20 protein-coding genes are annotated in these 24094 nt (G+C 38.7%); 4 read left to right on the top strand and 16 right to left on the bottom strand.

All coding sequences use genetic code 11. The features are described from left to right. The first annotated feature begins 113 nt into the window (after positions 1–113). Both ppsA and ppsR read left to right on the top strand, forming a co-directional pair. The gene (ppsA, locus tag ACMAZA_RS00830) at positions 114–2477 is read left to right on the top strand and encodes a phosphoenolpyruvate synthase (RefSeq protein ID WP_435189185.1); all 2364 of its coding nucleotides are present in this window, start codon (positions 114–116) and stop codon (positions 2475–2477) included. A 17-nt stretch (positions 2478–2494) separates the two neighbouring features. Beyond that, positions 2495–3307 (top strand): posphoenolpyruvate synthetase regulatory kinase/phosphorylase PpsR, encoded by an 813-nt coding sequence (gene ppsR, locus ACMAZA_RS00825; protein ID WP_435189183.1) that lies wholly within the window; start codon positions 2495–2497, stop codon positions 3305–3307. Between the two features lie 46 nt (positions 3308–3353). Here the strand turns inward: ppsR and fdhF are convergent, their stop codons facing one another. The 12 genes from fdhF to ACMAZA_RS00765 all read right to left on the bottom strand — a co-directional run bounded on the left by fdhF (position 3354) and on the right by ACMAZA_RS00765 (position 18464). Beyond that, entirely contained in the window at positions 3354–6068 is a 2715-nt protein-coding gene (fdhF, locus tag ACMAZA_RS00820) for a formate dehydrogenase subunit alpha (protein WP_435189181.1), read from the bottom strand. A 1-nt stretch (position 6069) separates the two neighbouring features. Beyond that, a complete protein-coding gene (locus ACMAZA_RS00815) occupies positions 6070–7710 on the bottom strand; it encodes an NADH-ubiquinone oxidoreductase-F iron-sulfur binding region domain-containing protein (RefSeq protein ID WP_435189179.1) in 1641 nt (546 codons plus the stop codon). Next, positions 7711–8571 (bottom strand): formate dehydrogenase accessory sulfurtransferase FdhD, encoded by an 861-nt coding sequence (gene fdhD / locus ACMAZA_RS00810; RefSeq protein ID WP_435189177.1) that lies wholly within the window; start codon positions 8569–8571, stop codon positions 7711–7713. A 3-nt stretch (positions 8572–8574) separates the two neighbouring features. Further along, positions 8575–10254: a formate--tetrahydrofolate ligase gene (locus ACMAZA_RS00805; RefSeq protein WP_435189175.1), complete on the bottom strand. Its 1680-nt coding sequence runs from the start codon at positions 10252–10254 to the stop codon at positions 8575–8577. 190 nt (positions 10255–10444) lie between these two features. After that, the gene (locus ACMAZA_RS00800) at positions 10445–11992 is read right to left on the bottom strand and encodes a trimethylamine methyltransferase family protein (RefSeq protein ID WP_435189173.1); all 1548 of its coding nucleotides are present in this window, start codon (positions 11990–11992) and stop codon (positions 10445–10447) included. Between the two features lie 20 nt (positions 11993–12012). Continuing rightward, positions 12013–13953 (bottom strand): ASKHA domain-containing protein, encoded by a 1941-nt coding sequence (locus ACMAZA_RS00795; protein ID WP_435189172.1) that lies wholly within the window; start codon positions 13951–13953, stop codon positions 12013–12015. Positions 13954–13961: 8 nt separating this feature from the next. Then, a complete protein-coding gene (locus tag ACMAZA_RS00790; protein ID WP_435189170.1) occupies positions 13962–14366 on the bottom strand; it encodes a GFA family protein in 405 nt (134 codons plus the stop codon). A gap of 3 nt (positions 14367–14369) precedes the next feature. Beyond that, complete coding sequence (locus ACMAZA_RS00785; protein WP_435189168.1) at positions 14370–15266, bottom strand: dihydropteroate synthase; 897 nt, start codon at positions 15264–15266, stop codon at positions 14370–14372. Between the two features lie 16 nt (positions 15267–15282). After that, positions 15283–16185 carry a methylenetetrahydrofolate reductase gene (locus ACMAZA_RS00780; RefSeq protein WP_435189166.1) on the bottom strand — a complete coding sequence of 301 codons (903 nt, stop codon included), beginning with the start codon at positions 16183–16185 and terminating at the stop codon, positions 15283–15285. Between the two features lie 23 nt (positions 16186–16208). Further along, positions 16209–16844 carry a DUF1638 domain-containing protein gene (locus ACMAZA_RS00775; protein ID WP_435189165.1) on the bottom strand — a complete coding sequence of 212 codons (636 nt, stop codon included), beginning with the start codon at positions 16842–16844 and terminating at the stop codon, positions 16209–16211. Further along, the gene (locus ACMAZA_RS00770; RefSeq protein ID WP_435189164.1) at positions 16831–17535 is read right to left on the bottom strand and encodes a corrinoid protein; all 705 of its coding nucleotides are present in this window, start codon (positions 17533–17535) and stop codon (positions 16831–16833) included. The genes ACMAZA_RS00775 and ACMAZA_RS00770 overlap by 14 nt, the downstream gene beginning before the upstream one ends. Positions 17536–17750: 215 nt before the next feature. Beyond that, positions 17751–18464: a type 1 glutamine amidotransferase gene (locus ACMAZA_RS00765; RefSeq protein WP_435189162.1), complete on the bottom strand. Its 714-nt coding sequence runs from the start codon at positions 18462–18464 to the stop codon at positions 17751–17753. 109 nt (positions 18465–18573) lie between these two features. On the opposite strand from ACMAZA_RS00765, the gene ACMAZA_RS00760 reads away from it, so the two are divergent. Next, positions 18574–19794, top strand: a complete 1221-nt coding sequence (locus ACMAZA_RS00760) for an MFS transporter (RefSeq protein WP_435189160.1) — start codon at positions 18574–18576, stop codon at positions 19792–19794. Here ACMAZA_RS00760 and modC read toward each other — a convergent pair. From modC to modA, 3 genes are read right to left on the bottom strand one after another with little or no spacing between them, the layout of a single operon-like run. Beyond that, complete coding sequence (modC, locus tag ACMAZA_RS00755; RefSeq protein ID WP_435189158.1) at positions 19787–20848, bottom strand: molybdenum ABC transporter ATP-binding protein; 1062 nt, start codon at positions 20846–20848, stop codon at positions 19787–19789. The genes ACMAZA_RS00760 and modC overlap by 8 nt on opposite strands. Next, a complete protein-coding gene (gene modB, locus ACMAZA_RS00750; RefSeq protein ID WP_435189156.1) occupies positions 20845–21534 on the bottom strand; it encodes a molybdate ABC transporter permease subunit in 690 nt (229 codons plus the stop codon). Before modB ends, modC begins: the two co-directional genes overlap by 4 nt. Then, positions 21534–22304 carry a molybdate ABC transporter substrate-binding protein gene (gene modA, locus ACMAZA_RS00745; RefSeq protein ID WP_435190514.1) on the bottom strand — a complete coding sequence of 257 codons (771 nt, stop codon included), beginning with the start codon at positions 22302–22304 and terminating at the stop codon, positions 21534–21536. Before modA ends, modB begins: the two co-directional genes overlap by 1 nt. Before the next feature lie 185 nt (positions 22305–22489). On the opposite strand from modA, the gene ACMAZA_RS00740 reads away from it, so the two are divergent. Then, a complete protein-coding gene (locus ACMAZA_RS00740) occupies positions 22490–23026 on the top strand; it encodes a tetratricopeptide repeat protein (RefSeq protein ID WP_435189154.1) in 537 nt (178 codons plus the stop codon). 26 nt (positions 23027–23052) lie between these two features. Here ACMAZA_RS00740 and ACMAZA_RS00735 read toward each other — a convergent pair whose 3' ends face one another. Then, entirely contained in the window at positions 23053–24087 is a 1035-nt protein-coding gene (locus ACMAZA_RS00735) for a Gfo/Idh/MocA family protein (RefSeq protein ID WP_435189153.1), read from the bottom strand. Positions 24088–24094: the final 7 nt, after the last annotated feature.

Here is a 24094-nt window from a genome sequence, read left to right as displayed (position 1 = left end):
TTTTATGTATTAAAATTATACTTTTGGTGAAAAACTCTATTATTACATTTTGTGTCAAAAATAGCTGTCATCCCATCGTATTTCTATATTAGCACTTCAAATAAAGGGGCCTCATGATTGAGAATGTAATCTGGCTAAAAGATGTCGGAATGTCCGATGTAGATAAAGTTGGCGGAAAAAATGCTTCGCTTGGAGAAATGATAAGCGGCCTAGAATCTCAAGGGGTTCGAGTCCCAGGTGGTTTTGCAACAACAGCTGAAGCGTTTGAATCTTTTTTAGAGCACTCAGATCTAAAAAATAAGATTAATAAGCTTCTCTCTGATCTAGATATTACTGACATTTCAGCACTTACAAAAACTGGATTATTGATAAGACAATGGGTTGAAGAAGCCCCATTTCCTGACGAACTTCATCAGTCAATTGTCAAAAGCTATGATGAGCTTACTCAGCAGCTCGGACCTGAAGTTACATTTGCAGTGAGATCCTCTGCAACTGCTGAAGACTTACCCGAAGCTTCATTTGCTGGTCAGCAAGAAACCTACTTAAATGTTAGCGGAATAGAGAATATCTTAACTGCTGTTCGCAAGGTATTTGCATCACTTTATAACGATCGTGCTATCTCTTATAGAGTGCATCAAGGCTTTGAGCACGATATGGTTTCATTATCAGCTGGAATTCAACAAATGGTTCGCAGTGATATTGGTTCAAGTGGCGTCATGTTTACTTTAGACACTGAATCGGGGTTTGATGATGTTGTGTTTATAACATCTGCTTATGGACTCGGTGAAACTGTTGTCCAAGGGTCAGTCAATCCAGATGAGTTTTATGTTCATAAATCAACTTTAGCATCTGGAAAGCCAGCAATCTTATCCAGAAATCTTGGCTCAAAATCAATAAAAATGATTTATGCTGATGACAATGCGAAGTCGCCAGTCACTACAACAGAGGTTGACTCTAAGGATCGAATGAAGTTTAGCCTGAGTGACTCTCAAATTGAAGAACTTGCGCACTTCGCAATGAAAATTGAATCTCATTATGGCAGAGCAATGGATATTGAATGGGCTCTTGACGGCCTAGATGGAAAAATCTACATTGTACAGGCAAGGCCTGAAACAGTAAAAAGTAGACAAAGCTCACAAAATATTGAACGCTATAAACTCCTTGAAACTTCAAAGATTATTGTTGAAGGTAGGGCCATTGGGCAAAAAATTGGTAGTGGCAAAACGAAGATCATTAATGATTTATCCGAAATGGGCTCTGTCAACAAAGGTGATATTCTTGTCACTGATATGACTGACCCTGACTGGGAGCCTGTAATGAAACTGGCGTCTGCGATTATAACAAATAGAGGTGGTAGAACTTGTCATGCAGCAATAATCGCAAGAGAACTTGGAGTTCCTGCAATAGTGGGGACAGGGAATGCTACTGAGCTGCTAGAAAATAATCATGAAGTCACTGCTTCTTGTGCTGAGGGTGATACTGGAAAAGTTTATCAAGGAAAATTAAATTTTGAACATACTTTTTCAGAGGTAGAGGATTTGCCTGAAATTCCAGTCAAGATTATGATGAATGTTGGAAACCCTTCTCGTGCCTTTGATTTTGCGACCATTCCAAATACAGGTGTTGGTCTTGCTCGCCTAGAGTTTATCATCAATAATACTATCGGTATACATCCTAAAGCTTTACTTCAGTTTGATAGCCTTCCTAACGATCTTAAAGATGAAATCATCAAAAGGACATCTTGCTATCAGTCTCCAGTTGACTTTTATATTCAAAAACTAACTGAAGGAATTTCTACTATTGCAGCAAGTTTTTCTGAATCTCCTGTCATTATTCGAATGTCAGACTTCAAATCTAATGAGTATTCTAATTTGTTTGCTGGTGAACTTTATGAACCTCATGAAGAAAACCCTATGATTGGATTTAGAGGTGCGTCGCGCTATATTTCTTCTGATTTTAGAGATTGCTTTGAACTTGAGTGTCAGGCTATAAAAAATGTTAGAAATAAAATGGGCTTGAAGAATGTTGAAATCATGATTCCATTTGTAAGAACCACAACTGAAGCAGCAAAAGTTATTGAGCTGTTAAAAGATAATGGACTTGAACGAGGTAAAGACGACCTGAGAATTATAATGATGTGTGAACTGCCTTCAAATGCTGTGATTGCTGAAGAATTTTTAGAATACTTTGATGGTTTTTCAATTGGCTCAAACGATTTAACTCAGCTTACGCTTGGCATGGATAGAGACTCTGGACTCATTGCAGATGGCTTTGATGAGAGGAACAGTGCTGTTAAAAGTATGATCACTATGGCTATAGAGGCTTGTCATCGTAAAGGGAAATATATTGGAATTTGTGGCCAGGGCCCATCCGACCATATGGATTTTGCTCAGTGGCTTTTGGAGAAACAAATTTCAAGTATTTCACTAAATCCAGATACTGTTGTTGAAACCTGGAATAAACTTGGCCAGCTTTAAAGTGCAATCTGACTGATATGAGAACAGTTTTTTTTATTTCTGATAGGACTGGTATTACTGCAGAGGCCCTCGGTAATAGTCTTCTGACACAGTTTCCTGAAATAGAATTTAAGAGGGTTAATCTTGCATTTATAGATACAGAGAAAAAAGCACAATCGGCAGTATCCCTAATTAATGAGGCTTCAGAAGCTGATGCACAGCCAGCTCTCATTTTTAGCACCCAGGTTTCAAGCGAATATCGCCATCTACTTGAAGATAGTAGTGGAATTATGTTTGATTTTTTTGATACTTTTATTTCTCAACTCGAGACTACGCTTGAAACTAAGTCTTCACATGAAATGGGTCTTTCTCATGGTGTAGGAAATAAAAATACATACTCTGGAAGAATTGATAGCATAAATTTTGCGTTAAATAATGACGATGGTCTGACAACAAAATATTATGACAGTGCGGATATTATTCTTACAGGGGTATCTCGATCAGGAAAAACACCTACTTGCCTTTTTTTAGCGCTTCAGTATGGAATCTATGCTGCAAATTATCCTCTAATCGATGAGGATTTAAATTCCATCAAGATTCCAAGCCCTTTAAAACCATTCAAAGACAAGCTCTATGGTTTAACTATCAACCCTGTTAGACTTCAGAACATAAGAGATGTCAGAAGGTCCAATAGTGGCTATGCCTCTATAGAACAGTGCAGAAAAGAAGTTCGAAGAGCAGAAGATATGTTTGTCCAAAATGATATTTCATTTATTGATACAAGTCATATTTCAATTGAAGAAATTGCAGGGCGCATCCTTCAGAAAAGCAAACTAGAAAGACGCTACTAGTCAATAAATGAGCCAACCCTAAGAACTATTGGGCCGGCTATAACTTTTAAGAAGCTTTTAATACGTCTACAGCTACAATCTTATACTCAGGACATTTAGTCTCTTCATCAGTTACTCCACTGGTAACCTCGTTGATTAATACTTCAGGAAAGTGAAAGGTTGTTCTTACAACTCCCTTCTTCACTCGATCCGTAACCTCAACATCTAATGTTATCTCACCTCTATCCGACTTGAGAGTAGCGCGATCACCAGATGAAAGGTCTTTTGCCTTCGCATCTTTCGGATTGAGCATAATAACATCCTTAGTCAAGATTTGAACATTTGAAGTTCGCCTTGTCATTGTTGCACAGTTGTAATGCTGAAGCTCGCGACTCGTAGTCAGAATAAATGGGTACTCATTCTTATGCTTAGTCAGCTCTTCACTCTCTTTCCAGTCATGGTAATGGAACTTACCTTTACCTCTCTTAAATTCACCAATATGGAGAATTTGAGTATCCTCACCTTTTTTGTTAACTGGCCACTGGAGTCCCATCGGACTAGCACCAAGACCTTCCCAGGTTACGCCTTCAAAAAATGAAACAACACTTGATACTTCTTTAAGAACTTCTGCCGCATCAAAGTCTGGCTGATCGAAACCAAGCTTACGCATCATTTCAACTATGATTTGTCCATCTGTTTTGGTTCCTGGCAAAGGTTTAACCGCTGCATTCACCTGCTGTATCCTTCTCTCGGTATTGGTGAATGTTCCACTCTTCTCAAGAAAGGTTGTTCCAGGTAGAACCACATCAGCCATCTTTGCAGTCTCACTCATAAAAATTTCCTGAACAACTAACAAGTCAAGACTTTGCATTGCCTTAACAACGTGATGAGTATTTGGATCAGTTTGAACAACATCCTCAGCAAAAATCCATAATGCTTTCAGTGAGCCATCTATAGCGCCATCAAACATTTCAGGAATCTTTCTGCCTGGAGTTGTTGGCGTTGGAAGTCCAAGCTTATCCTCATAGAAATCTTGAACTTCTTTCTGGTCCATCCACAAATAGCCTGGGCCATGATGGGGCTGACATCCCATATCAGCTGCCCCTTGAACGTTGTTCTGACCACGAAGTGGGTTAACTCCTACTCCTGGTCTACCGAGGTTTCCAGTCATCATTGCTAGATTTGAAATCAGCATCACTGTCTTTGTACCCTGAGAGTGCTCAGTCACGCCCAAGCCATGAAATTCCATTGCATTATTAGCCTTAGCGTATGCAAGTGCGACAGCCTTAACGTCTTCTTTATCAAGACCACTAATCTCTGCCATTGCATCAACGTCTAGTTTCATAATTTGATCTAGAAACTCTTCTCCACCTTCACAGCGATCTTGAATAAACTGATGATCAACTAACCCGGCCTCAACAATATAATATTGAATCATATTCAAAACTGCTACGTTGGTACCTGGCTTCAGCTGCAAATGATGGTCTGCCATTCGGGCTAACTCAGTCCTTACAGGATCAATAACTACGAGAGTAGCTCCTGACATTGCTTGCTGCTTAATCTTTGCTCCAGTTACAGGGTGTGCTGAAGTTGGATTTGCACCAATAACCAAAAGAAGATCAGCCAGCGGAATATCTGCAGTAGAATTGGTACCTGCTCCAGTCCCAAAGCTTTGTTGCATTCCCCAAGCAGTTGGAGAATGGCAAACTCGGGCACAGCAATCAATATTATTAGTTCCAACAAGTTGACGTATCATCTTCTGAAACATGTAGTTTTCTTCATTTGTACATCGAGCAGACGAAATTCCAGCAATAGCATCTGATCCATGATGTGTTTTTATTGACTCAAATTTATCTTTGATAAAATCTAATGCCTCGTCCCATGAACACGGAGTTAATTCACCATTTTTTCTGATTAGTGGTGATGTAAGTCTATCCTCATGATTATAGAATTTAAAAGCATAACGCCCTTTAAGACAGGTATGCCCAGCATTAACTGCATCTTGAGGAGCGCGGATGGAAAGAACCTCGTCACTTTTTACAGCGACCTCCAAGTTACATCCAACTCCACAATATGAGCACGTTGTTCTAACTGTTTTGTCAGCCTCAATCGATTTAGATTGAAAGACATCAGAGATTGCTGATGTTGGACATGTTTGTGCGCATGCCCCACAAGATACACATGAAGAATCACCAAATAACATATCATTATCTGTAGTAATTCTGGACTCAAATCCTCTTCCAGTCATTGTGAGTGTAAATTGCCCTTGCACCTCATCACACGCACGAACGCACCTTGAACAATTTATACATTTTGAGAGGTCCATTCTCATATAAGAGTGAGACAAATCCTTTTCACGATCACAATGATTCGCTCCTTTTGCATATCTGATTTGACGAACACCGACACTTGCAGCTACATCTTGAAGTTCACAATTTCCATTGACCTCACAAGTTAAACAGTCTGGTGGATGATCACTCAAAACAAGCTCAACAATATTTTTGCGAAGTTTTTTAACGCTCTCCGAATTAGTAAAGATACGCATACCTGGAGTGACTGGGGTATGACATGAAGCCACTGTCCTTCTTGGTCCATCTTCTGATTGTTGAACCTCTACAGAGCATACCCTGCATGCTCCATAAGGATTTAGATTATCATCATTACAAAGGGTTGGTATTATCTTATCTCCAAGCGCCTTATCCGTAAAAGCTAAGATTGAAGATGAGTCATCAAAAGGAAACTCAACATCATCAATAAATACTCCTTGCGGGTTTTCTGACATACTATTTCTCCATCAAAGGTTTAAACTCGTCACCACAGTGCTCGAGTAAATTTCTAATTGCAAGGGGTAGACCGCCGCCAAGAGCGCACAAAGAACCTACCTCCATTGTTTCTAATAGATCATAAATCAATTCTTCTGAAAATTTTTGATTGTCGTCTATAGCAGAACCAAGCATTTCCTTACCACGAGTAGAACCTAAGCGACAAGGGAAACATTTTCCACATGATTCATGCGCTGTAAATGCAAATAAATGTTTTGCATACTCTACTGCAGAGAATGATCTAGGAATACAAACAAAGCTTGCATGTCCTAGTAAAAAACCTGCATCAGCGAAGACCTCAAAGTCTAGAGTTAATGATCTCAGAATATCAACTGGAACAATCCCTCCAAGTGGGCCACCAATCTGAATAGCCTTGATGTCTTCGTTAAAACCCCCACCAATCTCATCAATGATCCTGCTTAATGGTGTTCCTAGGTCGACTTCATAGAGGCCTGGATTATTAAAATGACCATCAAGTGAAATAAGTTTAGTCCCTAAGGATCGTCCATTCCCTATGTTCTTATAAGAATCACTTCCATACTTAAAAATTAAAGCAACAGCCGCCAAACTCTCTACATTATTGACCACGGTTGGTTTTTTATACAGGCCCTCCACTACAGGAAATGGTGGTCTTACATCAACCTCAGCCCGTCGGCCTTCTATTGAAGCAATTAGAGCTGTCTCCTCTCCGCAGATGTATGCACCTTGACCCTCAACAACATTCATATCAAAATCAAAACCACTTCCTAAGATGTTATTACCTAAAAGATTCAAGTCTCTTAACTTGGATAGGGTTTCATTTGTAATATCAATCGACTCAGGATACTCCCCACGAATATACATGAAGCCTTGCTTTGAACCAATGATGTAGCCACAAATAACCATACCAAAGAGAACCTTGAGTGCTTGCTCTTCAAGCAAATATCGATCAGAATAGGCGCCGGGATCACCCTCATCAGCATTACAAACTACATACTTTGCCGGTGCATCTTGGTCACTACAAAACTCCCATTTCATCCCAGTAGGAAAACCAGCTCCGCCTCTTCCTCGCAGCCCCGAATCCTTAAGGGTATTAATCAAATCATTTTTGTCAGTTTGAAAACATGTCTCAAGCAAATCTTTAAAGTCTTTGAAAGTTGAAAAAGCTTCATTCTCAACTAAAAATGAGGTGTCAGAAAAGGACCTCATTGTATAAGAAGTACTCTTGTGTTTACCGTCTATAATTTCATCCAATTGATTAATATCATCGCCGGAGTAGTTTTCACCATTGTAATAAAATGCACTATTTTCATAACATCTACCCAAGCAAATCATCTCACCAACAGCATCTTGACCGAACTTGCTCTTTAATTTTTGAGTGACATCCTCCTGAGTTCCTCTGCACATACAGGCACTGCCAGTGCATACATAGGCTTTCTTATTTTTAAAATCTTCGCTTAAGAAGTCATAAAAACTTTTTGTACTATGAATAGTTGAAACGCCCAGATTGTATTCACCCGCAAGCTGAGCATCACTGGTTTCATTTGGGCTTACAGATATTTTGCCAAATAAACTATTTTTATCGTCTTTCTTCCCTGAAAGCAAACTAATGTTTCTAGACATTTAATCTCCGAAAGTTTCACTGATACGCCAATTACCAGTGTATATATTATATTTGTTTTTCTTAATGAAACCAATTAATGTGATATCAAATTTTGTTGCTAAATCAAGAGCCAAAGAGGTTGGTGCTCCTATTCCAACTATCATTCCGATACTAGACATGACAGCTTTTTGAATGATATCAAAACCAAGGCGTCCTGAACACATGACAAATTGCTCTATTGGTTTCAACATATCATTGCAACGGACGTGTCCAATAAGCTTATCAAGAGCATTATGCCTGCCAACATCTTCTGCCAAATGTAATACTTCGCCCTCTTTTGTTATTAAAGCGCTAGCATGAACTCCGCCAGTATTTGCAAATTGCTGCTGCTTACTTTTCAAAATATCAGGCAACTGACTAATTAAATCAATATTCACCATTGGACCCTCTTGATTAATTTTTGGCTCGTAAGCAATTTCAATCGCGTTCAGTGTTCCTTTGCCGCATACACCACAACTTGAATTAACCATAAAGTGTCGCTGTAGGTTTTTTAAATCTAATTGATTACCCTTTGTAAGAGTAACAATTAAAGAATTATCAACATCATATTTACCTTTATTTTGTCCGTTAACCTCTATTGAATCAATTGCAGTTTTATCCAGAATAATTCCTTCAGAAAATAAAAGTCCACTAACTAAACTTTTGTCATCTCCAGGCGTCCTCATCGTCACCATCAGTGGCTCAATAATCCACTCACCATCTTTAAAATATCTTACAATAATCTCAAGCGGCTCTTCAATTGCAATACAATCGCTAGAACTCTCTCGATTTGAACCATCTACCCTATGGATCTCATAATCAACTGACCCAATTGTTCTCATGTCTTAAAATAGCCCTTGAACTAATCCATTTTCATCTAGATGAATCTTATCTGCAGCTGGAACTCTTGGTAAGCCTGGCATTGTCATAATCGCACCGCAAACCACAACAACAAACTCAGCACCGGCAGATAATCTTACTTCTCTAATCGAGAGTGAATGTCCAGTTGGTGCTCCAAGAAGCTGTGGATCTGTAGAAAAACTATATTGTGTTTTGGCAATACATACTGGAAGATTTCCAAACCCATTCTCCTGGAACCAATTGAGCTTATCTCTAACCACCTTGTCAGCCATAACTTCATCAGCTTGATAAAGTGTCTTGGCTATTGTTTCAACTTTCTCTAGTAGTGGAAGTTCATCATCATACAAAGTTTTAAATTGAGATGCGCCTGAATCTGCCAACTTTGCCACCTTTTCAGCTAAATCTATTGCACCATCTCCGCCATGCTCCCAGTGACTTGTAACACTGACCTCAACATTAAACTGCTCGCAATAATCTCTGATGGCTTGGAATTCATTTTCTGTGTCAGATACAAATTTATTTATACCAACCACCATGGGAACACCAAACTGGCTTAGATTACGAATATGTCTACCCAGATTTGAACATCCAGCCTTGAGCGCCTCGACATTTTCCGAGTTTAAATCTTCTTTAGATACCCCACCCTGATGTTTTAATGCCCTAACAGTTGCAACTAAGACCACAGCATCTGGAGCAAGTTCAGCCTTACGACATTTAATATCAAAGAATTTTTCCGCGCCCAAGTCTGCTCCAAATCCAGCTTCAGTTACAACATAATCGGATAACTTGAGAGCTGTTTTAGTTGCGATAACTGAATTACAGCCATGTGCAATATTTGCAAAAGGGCCTCCATGAATTAAAGCAGGGTTACCCTCTAAAGTTTGAACTAGGTTAGGCCTGAAAGCATCCTTTAAAAGCACTGTCATTGCCTTATGAGCATTGATTTGTTTTGCTCGTACCGGTGTCATCTCTCTAGTATAAGCAATGATAATGTTTCCAAGTCTCTCCTCAAGCTCTTCCAAGTTTTGCGATAAACAAAAGATAGCCATAACCTCAGATGCAACAGTAATATCAAAGCCATCCTCTCTTGGATATCCATTTGTTGAACCTCCCAACGAGGAAGTAATAGTTCTCAGAGATCGATCATTCATATCAACAACTCTTCGAAACGCAACTTTTCTACTGTCAATATTTGTTGAATTTCCCCAATATATATGATTATCAATCATCGCTGAGAGCAGACTATGAGCTGATGTAATGGCATGGAAGTCGCCCGTAAAATGAAGATTAATATCCTCCATTGGAATCACCTGAGCATACCCTCCACCAGCTGCACCACCCTTCATTCCAAAACATGGGCCTAAACTTGGTTCGCGAAGACAAACCGTAGTTTGTTTACCAATCTTATTAAGACCATCAGTCAGTCCTACAGAAGTTGTTGTCTTTCCTTCTCCGGCTGGAGTAGGAGTGACAGCAGTAACAAGAATAAGCTTTCCATCTTTATTACTTTGGACGCCATCAATTGCACTCCATGAAATCTTAGCTTTGTCATGCCCAAAGGGAACTAGGTCCTCCTTATTAATGTTGAGCTTTGCTCCAATATCATTTATATGTTCACCAGAAACTTCTCTAGCAATGTCAATATCTGTTTTGTACTCGCTCATTTCTTCTCCCAATTGCGATGTAAAGCATAAAATAAAGAAACAAATCCATGACCACTAATCATTTTGGTGGCAAGAAATTGCTTTTTTGACGTAAGATTTTTAGTCTAGATATTATCTTACAAATTTTTTATGCTATTAATAATTAAATTCATAATAGCTTGAATTCTAATAAATCTGAGATTCGTCCCTTTTAAACATTAGAATCCTCAAAACTATCTTTTCTACTCTTCATATATGCAAGTAATGCCTTATCAATTTCTGGATCTAGTGGAGGCAACTCATAGTCTGAAAGCATTTTCTTATAAATCCCATTTGCAATCAAGGCTGTATCTCTTGAACCGTCTTGAACCCACTGTTCAAAACTATTATCGTCAAGAACATCTGACATATAAAAAGCTGTCTTAAAATTTCTCTTGGTGTGTTCACATCCTAAATAATGCTTAGGCACATCATCTGAAAAACTTCCAATTTCTCTAATTGCCTCCATTGCCTGACCATTTTCAGTCATATCAATTCCCTCAGCAGAAACTCGCATCATCCCAGCTTGATCAGCATCCATAATAAATTTTTCATAACTCATGCATAATCCACCTTCAAGCCATCCAGCAGTATGAAGATTAAAATTCACACTTGCATTCAGGGTTGCTTGCATAGTGTTAGCTGCTTCATAGCCTGCCTGAGCATCTGGCATCTTTGCTCCATTAAAGCCACCCCCACTTCGAAATGGAACACCCAATCGCCTCGCTAATGCTCCAGAAATATTCATCATATGTGCGGCCTCAGGAGTGCCAAAAGTTGGCGCCCCAGATTTCATAGACATTGCAGTTACAAAATTCCCATAAATGACTGGCGCTCCTGGTCTAATGAGCTGAGCAAATGCCATTCCTGCTAGTCCTTCTGCCAGGCTTTGCGCTGCAACACCTACTGCAGTTGTAGGAGCCATAGCTCCTGCAACAATAAATGGTGTTATTATTGTTGCTTGATTATTTCGTGCATAGACTTTAAGTGCGCCCAACATTGTTGCATCAAACGACATTGGGGAACTAGCATTAATTAAATTAATCAATACACAGTTTTTATCAACAAACTCATCTCCGAATACTATTTTCACCATATCAACTGAATCCTGCGCTCTTTCTGCAGCAGTAACAGAGCCCATGAAAGGCTTATCAGAATATTTAATGTGACTGTACACCATATCGAAGTGGCGCTTATTAACTGGTAAGTCAACTGGCTCACAAATGGTTCCACCTGAATGATGAAGATTATCTGACAAGTAAGCAAGTTTAATAAAATTCCTAAAATCCTCAATTGTTGCGTAGCGTCGACCCTCATCGAGATCATGAACAAATGGGGGGCCATAAGCAGGCACTAAAACCATATTGTTACCCCCAATCTCAACATTTCTTTCAGGATTTCGTGCATATTGAGTAAACTGCTTTGGCGCATTATCTTGAATTAGTTTTCGGCACATTCCTCTTGGAAATCTAACTCTCATACCATCAACACTTGCGCCAGCTTTTTCAAGGATATCAAGTGCCTCTTGATCTTCAGAAAAAACAATGCCAATCTCTTCTAGAATGGTATCTGCATTTTCTTCAATAATACTAAGATCATCATCACTTAGAATACTGTAGTGTGGTATTTTTCGTTTAATATATGCAGGCGCTTTAGGAATGCTATTTGAATCTGATTTTTCTTCAGATCCACCTCTACGTCTTCTTCTTTCTCTAGCCATTTAAATTCTCCATACTATAATTATGACACTCGTTTTCGGCGTCTAACTTTTTTGGTTTGTTGTTGCTCTACTGGTGATACACTGAACTTCATTGCTTCAACAAAAAACTCCTGAAACCTTGGTTCAGTAGCGGTTTCAATCTTCACTACCTTGTCAACAGCTTCAATAATTGCGTTACGCTTATTAACATCCAATAGCGCTGCACTTGCTCCGATACCTGCAGCATTTCCTACTGAAACGATTTTTTCAGCAGTTGAAGTTGGAATAATATCCAGCAAAGCAACATATCTAGCATCTAAATGCGCTCCAAAAGCACCTGCTAGCAGTATTCTATCAAAGTGATCACATTCGAGATAGTCCATCAGTATTGATACCCCTGCAGATAGTGCAGCCTTAGCCAACTGAATAGATCGAATATCTACTTGCTCAATATAAATTGATTTATCACCCTGATCAACTAATAAAAAACGAGTGGTATTTCCTTTTTTTGAAAAAAGCTCAGGTGCAATTGACTCAACAAAAAGCCCACTTTGATCTATTATCCCAGCTTCGGCAAATGCAACAATGGCCTCAATAATTCCACTTCCACAAATTCCAACCGCCTTCATTTGAACTAATTCAAAATCTGGCTCATCTGACCACGCATCACAGCCAATCACTTTAAAGCGAACCTTTAAAGTCTCTTTGTCTATTCTCACTCTCTCAATTGCACCATAGGTTGCTCTAACACCAGAACTAATTTCAGCACCTTCAAAAGCAGGGCCTGTGGGTGAGGAGGTTGCATATACTTTGCCATTTTTGGAAAGCATAATTTCAGCATTTGTACCAATATCAACAAGTAAAGTTGTTTCGGAATGCATGATATCAATTTGGCTAAGATAGGCAGCTGCAGTATCTGCACCGACATGTCCAGCTATTAGAGGAAAAAATGATAATCTCGTTTTTGGATAAAGTTCAAAACTTAAATCCTTGGCATCAACATCTAGCCAGCTTCGAATAGAGAGAGTGAAAGGAGCCTGTCCCAATTCAACTGGAGAGATTCCAAAAAATATATGGTGCATAATTGGATTTCCAACTAGAACAACTTCTAGTAATTTATCCCATTCCACCTCAAGGTTTTCGCATGCATCATGAAGCATTTCAGTGATTTTTGTTCTAACAGCAATTGTTAATTTTTCATCCCCACCTTTATTCATCATCACGTATGAAACCCTACTCATTAGATCTTCACCAAAACGAATTTGTGGGTTCATTGCTGAGGATTCAAAAACTAATTCTCCATCTTTTAAATCATAGACATACAATGCTAGAGTGGTAGACCCTATATCAATTGCCGCGCCGAATATTTGAAGTTTTCCTTGAGGGTATGCAGCGACAATTTGTTTATTATCTCGAACTGCAACTGTTAGATTTCCTTTGGTTTCATGAATTAGAGGCTGCAAGCCTCTTAAAAGATTAAAGTCAATCTTTGCTTTAACACCTTGTTTGTCTAGTTGAGCAACTAAGTTTTCAGATGCAGATGGATTCTCATCAAGGGTTGACTCGTCCAGAGTGCAATCAAAAAGACTAATTGCACTTGCAACTGTATAATTCTGCTTTTCATTTTTTTTACTGATATAGGCTTTATGCTCTTGACTTTCCTCGGGAACATCAATCACAAGGTCGCCCTGAATACAAGATTGGCAAGCCAATCTCTTACCCTTATAGGTTGGATTATCAATTATTAATTGTTTTTCAAGCCTAGTGACAGCACTGACATTATCAGGTTCACACTTAACGCCAAATTTTGAATGTTCGCCCTCAGAAACTTCAATCCAACATTGATGGCACTGGCCATAGCCCCCACATAATGAGCGTATTGCAACTCCAGCATCCTGGGCAACCTGAAGCAAAGTGTCTCCAAATTCGCCTTTAAATTGACGACCTGAAGGGGTAAAACATACTTGAAAATTATCTTCCATCTCTATTATCAATCAATATTACTTTCACCATATCCTTTGAATTGAGGGCTATTAGAATTGATATTGTAATAACACCCTTTTTCTTCAACAAATATATGGTGCCAAGTTTTCAAACCCTTTGAATCCTCGAGACTGCCTGCTGTTACGCTTATAGTAGACTTGTCATCATTCTGCCAAAACATATTGGCTCCACAATTATCACAAAAGCCATGTCTTGAACCTTTGTGAGTATAAAACCACTTTATCTTACCCTTGATCTTAATGTTATCTCTACTTACTTGAGAGGCAGCCATAAAGTGTCCAGTCATTTTTCTACACTGTTCGCAATGGCAGTATGAAATGTCATTTAAATCATACGCTATATATGACGTCTTTCCACAAACACAAGAACCTTTATACTCAACACTCGGCATAAATTATGCGCGTCTCCTTCTTCTCCTTTCACCTCTGGGATTATCACCCTCTTTTGCAGGTTCTTTATAGGCCGATATCCAAGTCGTACAACCCTCATCCACTCCAGTTAAAACATCACCTGCTCTAATTGCTTGCACAAGCTCTGGATGCAAAGGATTAACAATTGCAGAGGTCATTCCTGCAGCAATTAGCATCGGCAAGAAAGCATTATTTATTCCATTCCTTTGTGGCAATCCAAAACTTACATTGGATGCGCCACAGGTAGTATTTACCTTTAACTCACTTCTGAGCTTTCTTACTAATTCAAAAACTTGATTACCAGCTTGAGAGATTGCACCGATTGGCATGACCAGAGGATCAACTACTACATCTTGAGGTTTAATGCCATAATCAGCTGCATGCTCAACAATCTTTTTAGCAACCTTGAATCTTTCATTTGGATCCTCACTGATACCAGTCTCATCATTTGAAATAGCAACAACCGCAGCATCATATTTCTTCACTAAAGGGAGAACACGTTCAAGAACCTCAGTTTCACCGGTAGTAGAGTTGACAAGAGCTCTACCTTGATAAGCTGCCAATCCAGACTCAAGCGCCTCAATAATTGATGAGTCAATTGATATGGGAACGTCTACAACTGCCTGCACGCGCCTAATAGACTCAGCAAGAATCGCAGGTTCATCAGCCAAAGGAATACCTGCATTGACATCGAGCATTTGAGCACCAGCTTCAACTTGTGCTATTGCATCAGCAACTACCCTTGAGTAATCCCCTTCCTTCATTTCTGCAGCTAGAATTTTTCTTCCAGTAGGATTAATCCTTTCTCCAATCATTACAAATGGATGGCCAAAGCCGATTGTTACCTCTTTGGAGGTTGATGATAGTGTCGTTGTTGCCAATTTATTTACTCCTAAGTTAGTTATTTGTTGCGCTCTTTATCCATGAAGCATTAACATTAATCCCTCCCAATGGGAAAAAATGAATATTGGTAATATTGAAGCCAGGATTTGCTTTTTTGTGCTCAGCTAGAGCTTCTAAAAACTCATTTGGCTCAAAAGGTAGTAGTAACTTCTTAACATCTTTTGCTCTTTTTTGCAAAACCCTAAGTGATGGTCCTACCCCGCAAGCAATGGAAAACTTAATCAATGTCTGCAATTTAGCAGGTCCAGCAACCCCAATATGAATTGGTATATCTATTCCTTTCGAGGTCAATGAATTCGCCCACTCAATAACAGGTTCAGCCTCAAAACAGAATTGTGTAGTTAAAGCCAAAGCAATATCAGTCCGTTCTTTAAATTTCTGCTTCCAACTTAAGGCCGCATCAACATTTTTATTTGAGCCATCGGAGTCAATATCTTTATTACCCTCTGGATGTCCAGCAAAATGCAAGTGTTTAAAATTATATTTTTCAAATAATTCTGTTTCAACAAGCTGCATTGAGTTTTCATAATCCCCATGAGGCTTACTGACTCCTCCAGCTAGAAGCAGCGCTTGTTCAATTCCTGCCTCACCCTGATATCTATTTATCCAGTCATCGAGCATACTCTTATCTTTAATGATGCGAGCTGGAAAATGAGGCATCACATTAAACCCCTCACTAGCAAGTCTTTTAGCAGTTTCAACCATCTCCTCAATAGGCACACCCTCAATATGGGCTATATAGATTCTAGTGCTCTGGGGCAATATTTCAGTGAAACTCTCAATTTTTGAGGCAGTACGGGGCATAACCTCTATTGAAAAATCACCCAAAAAATCTTTAAGAGATTCGCTCACCTTTATATTTTCCTCTTTTGAGGTGAATGCACTTAAAATTGACATAATTCTTTCATCCTAAATAACTCTTAACTTAACAACCCAATGTCTATTTCTTCAAAAACAGAATCAAGACTCCCTGTTCCTACTAGCCTATATTCATAATCAAAACCAAAATCCTTAGCGTATTTCTCTGCATCTTTTTTCCAATCATCATTTTCTGTTTGAGCCAAATAAACAAGTTTTTTATAATGCTTAAAGTAGGCATCAAAAAGTTCAGGATGCTTATCAAGTCCAAGACCTTTAATCATTATCCTGTTGAAATTTTTAACCAAATAGTCGGTCAGATAAAAAGTTCCTATTTCCTCTTCTGAAAGTTTTTCAAAAGCATCTGTACCTGCAAAAAATTCATAGCAATGAGCTCCCTCTATTCGTTTCGCCTTATACTTATTGAGCACCTTATCAAGCGCCCCACCAGTTCCACAATCAGCATAGGCTATATATACTTCCTTATAAAGATGAGCATTCTCAGACAAATACTTCTCCACACCTGGTGCAATTAATTGGGGGGAGTTGTGCCAACTAGCAGGTAAGCATTGAATGTTGACTCTATCTGAAAACGAAGGGTTTTGCTTTAACAATCTTAAAAGATCGTAAACAAGCGCACCACAACCTAATACTAATCTTTTATTATTTTCATCAACAACTGCCTTATCTGTGAGCACGGTTTTTACCAAGGCCGCGGACATGTTCTTCGGCCATTTCAGCACTTCTTGCAGCATCACGACCATAAGCAGGCACACCAATTGAATCAGCAAATTCTTGATTCAAAGGAGCGCCGCCACACATTATGTGTACGTCTTTTCGCATTCCTCTTTTTTCCATTTCCTCAACAACAACTCCCATGTAAGGCATTGTTGTGGTGAGTAATGCAGACATTCCAAGGATAACCGGCTCATGAGTATCAACTGCCTCTAAATAGTTTTCAACAGGATTGTTAATGCCGAGGTCAATGACCTCAAACCCTGCTCCCTCACACATCATCCCCACAAGGTTTTTACCGATGTCATGAATGTCGCCTTTAACAGTACCAATAACAAACTTTCCTAATGATGTATCTTCAGCTGATTCGGCAAGTATAGGTCTTAATATACTCATACCGCCCTTCATCGCACCAGCACACTTTAAGACTTCTGGAACAAAAAGAATACCATCCCTGAAATCTATTCCTACAATCTTCATACCACCAACTAAGGCTTCACCTAGAACGTCGTTAGCATCCCATCCTCTTGAAAGTAGAATTTCAGTTCCCTCAGTTACTTCAGCATCAAGACCATCATAGAGGTCATCTTGAATTTGCTCAACGAGCTCCTTATCATCAAGATCATTTAGGTCAAAATCGTCTTCTTCACTCATTAGCCAACCCTCGAAATGTTAGGAATAAATTTAACTTTAAAAAAACGGAAAGATACCTTGAATTAAATTCGGTGTCAATCATTAAATTTACATTTTAATCTTTTTTCTTTTGAGGAAAAAAAATTGACTGTTAAAGCCTTTTAAATCAATGTTATTTGTGAATATTGACATGTCCAAAATCAAATGAAAAAAACGACAAAAAAAGTTGAAATAAACTAAACTATTTGTCCCATAAAGTTGTCATAAATTTGCTTAGCGCAACTTAAACATTGACTAATATTTTGATCAGTTTTTTGCTTGAGTTCTGATAAGGCGCCCTGACCCAATGTATTTCTCAGCGCTTCTGCATATTCTGGAATGGCTCCCCAATTGTCAACAGTATCCGACTCTATTTCTACGTGATACTGCATAGACCAAGCATTCTTTCCAATTCGCATTGCTTGTATTGAACATACATCTGAATTCGCCAAAATAATTGCTCCCTCAGGCGCCTGAGCAACCCTGACAGAGTGCCATTGGAGGCATTGCTGTTTCTCTGCTGTTCCTTTAAATAGCGGATCTTTTTTTCCTTCTTCAGTTAACTCAATCTCAAGCACGCCAATTTCTGGAATTTTTTGGGGTCCACAGGTTCCGCCCAATGCATCAGCAAGCAACTGATGCCCCAAACAAAGACCAAGATAAGGCTTTCTTAAATCTTTAACCCAGTGCCGAATTGCAGCTTTTTCATCAACAAGCCAAGGATTTTCCTCAATATCCCATACATCCATTGGACCACCCATTACCCAAAGTGCATCATAATCATCAAAATGTGGAATTTTATCACCGCGATGCAAATAAACAGGATCCCAATCAATGCCGTCCTCGGCTAAAAATTGTCTCAGTGATCCAGGGTGCTCACAATCAACATGCTGAAAAACCAATACTCGCATAGAAACCTCTCTTGGATTAATGAAAAGAACTAACTCTCATCTTAATATTAATAAGTAGGTTCGTCAAATTATATTGGTTATACTGTCGGAAACTATTCTTGTTAAACAAATGGCTCATCATAAAAAAATAATTAGTTTAGCAATTTTATTGGCGAGTGTTCTTTTGGCTATTAACTTTGGCTTTAGATCTTCACTTGGTCTTTTCTTAAAGCCTGTGTCAGAAACATTCGGATATGGACGCGAGGTTTTTGCATTCTCTCTAGCACTTCAAAATCTATTGTGGGGCTTGTCTCAACCCATAGCAGGTGCAATAGCAGATAAGTTTGGTACCTCTAGAGTTATTATAGTGGGCTCGATTTTCTACTCTCTAGGCCTTTATATTACAGCAACCGCTGACAGCTTTATTGGCCTCCACTTAGGAGCAGGAATTCTTATTGGAATGGGTATCTCTGGAACAGGCCTAGGCGTTGTTCTGCCAGCAATGGCAAGGATGGTTGCTCCTGAAAAAAGAGCTCTTGCACTTGGAGTAGGAACAGCTGCAGGCTCAGCTGGTCAGTTCATTTTTATTCCTGTTGCAAGAGAGTTTCTAGTTGCCTATGGGTGGCAAGTTGCACTGATCTTGATGGCGATCGGAGCACTAGTTATGATTCTTTTTTCGCCCGTATTCAAGGGTGATGTGAAAACTAATATTACTGTTGATAATGAACCTCAACAAAACCTAAAAGAAGCTCTGAGTGAGGCTTCTGGACACATTCATTATTGGCTTCTCATTGCTGGATTTTTTGTGTGCGGGTTTCAGCTAGCCTTTATTACAGTTCATATGCCGTCTTACCTTGCGGATAAGGGGTTTGATAGCTCTGTTGCAGCAATTAGCTTATCGATTATTGGTCTTTGTAATATTATTGGCTCACTCGTCTCTGGTCATCTATCTGGAATCTATTCAAAGAAATGGATTTTGACTTATATCTATGCAGCAAGGTCTGTTGTGATTGTCTTGTTTCTTGTTATTCCAATTTCTACACTTACAATCTATGCATTCTCTTTTGCTACTGGCCTTCTATGGCTTGCTACAGTTCCGCCAACTTCAGGATTGGTCGCCCAGATGTTTGGTTTGAGATTTATGGGAACTCTCTACGGAATCGTGTTCCTAAATCATCAAATTGGCTCATTTACAGGTGTTTGGCTTGGGGGCTACCTTTTTGACACAACTGGTTCATATAATCAGGTCTGGTGGTGGGCTGCAATAATTGCAGCTATTACTGCGCTTATTCATGTCTTTATTGATGAAAGGCCTATCCAAAGACTCAGAACCAATCTTCAGACTAGTTAAGAATCGCAACGCTTTTAACCTGAACAAATACGCTGGATCCTTTGTCTAGTTTAAGAGAAGCTGAAGACTTTCTAGTCAAGCATGCAAGCAATACAACTCCGTTCAATGTCAGTCGAACGATGACTTGAGCATTCCCTTCAGGAACTATCTCTTCAACAACTGCTGGAAAAATATTTAGAATACTTGTATCAGACCGCTTCTTTTTTGTAATACTAACATCACGTGCTGCAACTCTTATTCTGACAAGACTGTCTATTGGCAACGCATTATCCGGAACAATAAATTGTCCACCATTAAATTCAAGATGCATCAAATTAAAATCAGTATCACGACTAATCACTCTGACCTCAAAAATTGATATTGCATCACCACTGTGAGACAAGGGCATTTCAAAACTAGTCAACATCTCATTAATTGGTCCATTCCCAATAATTTTTCCATCTTCAATAAGCATAATGTGGTCTGCTAGTCTTGAGGTCTCATCTTGTGAGTGAGTTACATAAAGAATTGGAATCTCTAATTGATTATGAAGACTATCGAGGTAGGGAAGAATTTCATTTTTACGCTTAAGGTCAAGAGCTGATAGAGGCTCATCCAAGAGTAAAATTTTGGGATTAGTCAATAACGCTCTTGCAATTGCAACCCGCTGCTTTTCACCACCTGAAAGCTGACCTATTCGCCTATTCAGTAATGATTCAATATCTAGTAAAGTGTATATTGAATCAATAAAAACTTTTTTGAGCCCAGTTTTTCTTTTTGTTACGTAATTAAGGTTGCCACTTACATCAAGATGATCAAATAAGCCAGCATCCTGAAATACATAGCCGATCTGACGTTTATGTGTTGGAACAAAATTATCATCTGTTTGCCAAATTGAATCGCCAACTTTAAGAAAACCTGAATCGCTCTTTTCAAGACCTGCAATAGCTCTTAATAATGTTGTCTTACCTGAGCCAGAGGGTCCAAAAATAACGGTTATACCCTTATCAGGTGTAGTGAATTTAGCATCTAATGTGAAGCCTTTTAACTTGATTTTTAACTGGCATTCAATCACCAGTCCCTGCTCCTCATTAGTGAAAAATGACGATTAAAGAGATACACAAAAATTAGCATTACAAAAGAAGCTACCAGTAAACCACCAGCTAATAAATGGGCTTGAGAATACTCCATTGCCTCAACATGATCATAAATGGCTATTGATAAAACGCCTGTTTCGCCTGGAATGTTTCCTCCAATCATTAGCACAACTCCAAACTCACCTACGGTATGGGCAAATCCGAGAACTGCAGCTGTTATAAAACCAGATCGTGCTAATGGAACAGCAACTGTAAAAAATCGATCGATATTTGATGCTCCTAAAGTTGCTGCCACTTCCAAAGATTCACTTCTAACTGTGCTGAAAGAATTTTGAAGTGGCTGAACTACGAAAGGAAGTGAGTAAATTACAGATCCAACAACTAGGCCACTGAAAGTAAAGGCAATTGAACCCCCTCCAAAATATTCTAAAACTCCAGCTAATGGACTATTGGAGCCTAATGTCATTAGTAAATAAAAGCCTAATACGGTTGGCGGCAGTATCAGAGGCAATGCAATAATAGCCTCAAATACAACTTTAAATTTAAACTTTGTTTGCGATAACCACCAGGCTAGCGGCGTTCCAATAGCAATTAATATGGCTGTACTGAGTAAAGCCAATTTAATGGTAACACTAATCGCTGAAATATCTGTTTCACTTAACATTAGGGTAAATCATATCCATTTTTTTTAATTAGATTTAATGCCTTCTCAGATTTTAAAAACGCAATAAAGTCTCTTGCCAAAGTGCTATCTCTTAAAAGCACTGCTTGCTGTTCAATTGGATTATACAACGACTGAGGAACTAGCCAAAAAGAGCCGCCTAAATTAAAATTTGAATCTAAAATTTGAGAATATGAAACAAATCCCAACTCTGCATTTCCGCTGCTGACGAATTGAAATGTCTGTGCAATATTTTCTCCTCTTACAATTTTTTTATTCAAATCTTGCCATAACTTCATGGACATAAGTACCTCTTTAGATGCTATTCCATAAGGTGCAATTTTAGGATTGGCTATAGCTATAAATCTAAAATCTTCATCAAAAAGAGCCTCTCCCTCTGAATCAATGAATGGACTTCTAGGGCTCCAAAGTGCAAGCCTTCCTAATGCATAAGTGAATCTTGATTGTTCTCTGATAGCTCCTTGCTCCTCGAGTAATGTTGGTCTTATTTTATCAGCTGAAAAAAACAGATCAAAAGGTGCGCCATTGATAATTTGGGCAAAGTGTTTTCCCGAGGAGCCTGGAATAAGAACTATTTCATTTGCTTTAGAAGTATCAGTGTTTTCTAATTCAAACTGGACAATAATCTCCTGCATCGTTGAATAGAAATTACTAGCCACTGCAATTCTGATTTCACTGGACAAAGCTTGAGTGATAAAAAGAAATTGGCAGGCAAATATCAACACAAAGACCTTTAACTTAGCATGCAACATATAGATTTTTGGCATTTTAAAATGATTAGCAAATGTGGGGTCAATCTTAGCAATTTGGTAAATACATTCTATAGTGAATAACTCCTCTAATTGTTATAATTGTCCCCATTCAAAGCTGCATAATTAAATTCAATTATGTTAATATATTAAGGATTAGTAAGAATGCAGAAAATTAAAGGAAAATAATGTCTAAAAATCATGTTTTATTAGCTTTTTTATGTTCTTTTTGTTTTACATTAAGCGTCTCAGCCGACTACATTGATGGACAGAGAGCTTATGCTAGTGGGGACTATGAAGGAGCTATACTTGAATGGACCCAAGTCGCACAAGATGGAAATGCCAGGGCTCAATATAATCTTGGATGGATGCATGCAAACGGAAGAGGCATAGCTCAGGACTTCCAGGAAGCAATTAAGTGGTATACAAAGTCTGCAGAGCAGGGTAATGTTAATGCACAATACAATTTAGGCAATCTCTATCTTCGGGGACAGGGTGCCACTCAAAACGATAACCTGGCGTTTAGTTGGTTCATCAAGGCAGCAGAACAGGGTGATGCGCCTGCTCAATACAATCTTGGAAGAATGTATCTTCTTGGAAAAGGTGGAGATAAAAATTTTTTAGAGGCTAGGTTTTGGATTAAACAGGCCCTAGAAAATAATGATGAGTACATTGGGGCACTTGCTCAGCAAGTTTGGGATGATTATAAACTTGGCACCTATTAGGAAGTATTAAGCCTAATTAATTTGATTTAAATCTTTATCGAAACCAATGAACAGGTTTCTATACTCGTCTTTTCTGCCTCAATAATAGCAATAGTCTCTGAAGCCTGCCTCAATAAATCAAGATTTGTAGAATTACCTGACAAAATTTCATCGACAAATGTGCGTATCTCAAATTCATAGCCCATGCCTTCTTTTAAATTAATTGATTCTGGCTCAGAGCCAGATCTAAACAGTTTAAGGGTCTCATCCTGCTCTAAAAGATAACTGAGAGTTCCATTCTCAAAATTAGCAGTGTACGACATATTAAATCCATAACCCTCTTGCATAGTCCATGATCCTTCAGAGCTAACTAGTGGTGATAAATCTGATTGATTGTAAATATAATGAGTAGCAATATGATCAATCCCTCCACTTGGCCCTTTATAGCCTTGACTAAAAACTGCCTCTGGCAAGCCTAAACAGTAACTAACAAAATCAGTGTCATGCACATGAAGATCTAGAAGCGCTCCGCCGCATTGATTATGGTCAGAGTAAAAAGCGCCGCCAGGAAAACTGGTTTGCCTCTTAAAGTTAAGAGACAAGCATTTACCGTAAGCATTTGAATCTATTGCTTCCTTGAGAAAAACCCAAGCAGGCCAATATCTAAGACACATTGCTGACATAACATATTTGCTAGATTGTTCTGCCAATTGAATTATTTTTTTAGCCTCATCATAAGTTCTTGCTAAAGGTTTTTCGACCAAAACATGCTTTCCTTTTGAAAGTGCTGCCTCTACAAAAGTAAAATGAAGGTCTGTTCCAACGCAAATATCAACTATATCTATGTCAGGATTTTCAATAAGCTCCATACCATCAAGATATTTTATTGCACTCAATCCAGTAACACCCCCTTCAGCTTGACCGCTTATATTGCCCTCAGCTTTAGAAGAGCCATCAAGCCTACTCTGAATTGAATCCGCAATAGCAATCACCTCAACTTCTTTTATTTTTAAATAAATGTCCAAATGAGTTGATCCCATACTACCAAGCCCAATAATTCCAACCTTAAGTTTGTTAGCCATATCGTTA

This window comes from Pseudothioglobus sp. nBUS_23 (assembly GCF_051201565.1).
In the GTDB taxonomy this organism is placed as follows: domain Bacteria; phylum Pseudomonadota; class Gammaproteobacteria; order PS1; family Pseudothioglobaceae; genus Pseudothioglobus.
This window is presented reverse-complemented; position numbering and strand designations above follow the sequence as displayed.